Raw genomic sequence first — 398 nt, 5'->3', positions numbered from 1 at the left:
GCTCGACAAACGGGTCCTATGCCTCCGGACAAATGGGATACGGATCTGCTGAATGCTATTCTGCCTGAACAGGAACAGGGAAATCTTCATTTCCTGTTGCCAATGACCGGCGTTTTACATGCCTCAACGTCATTGATGATTCATGCAGGAGGTGATTTCGTTGCTCAGGGGGCTTTCATCTCAGCCGGAAAAGATGTTTATTTAAGTGCGGCAAAGCATATTGAACTCGGTTCCCGAGCCTTAGTTTTTCGTAAACTGGAAGGCATTTTTTTATCGGGTAATTATATTCCACCGTCACGTTCATTAGAATCAGGCAGCCGGATCACAGCAAAGAATAATATCAGCCTGATAAGTGGCGGTGATATTAATGGAAAAGCCGTTCAGATACAGGCTAACAG

General features: G+C 45.2%; 1 protein-coding gene. It reads left to right on the top strand.

What is annotated here, in order from left to right; genetic code table 11:
• Positions 1-398: hypothetical protein (locus PTE_RS25855; RefSeq protein WP_165577102.1), on the top strand; the 398-nt coding region annotated here is incomplete at both ends.

It is taken from the genome of Photorhabdus khanii NC19, from assembly GCF_000517265.1.
Taxonomy (GTDB): domain Bacteria; phylum Pseudomonadota; class Gammaproteobacteria; order Enterobacterales; family Enterobacteriaceae; genus Photorhabdus; species Photorhabdus khanii.
Note: the sequence above shows the minus strand (reverse complement) of the source record. Positions and strands in the feature narration are given on the sequence as shown.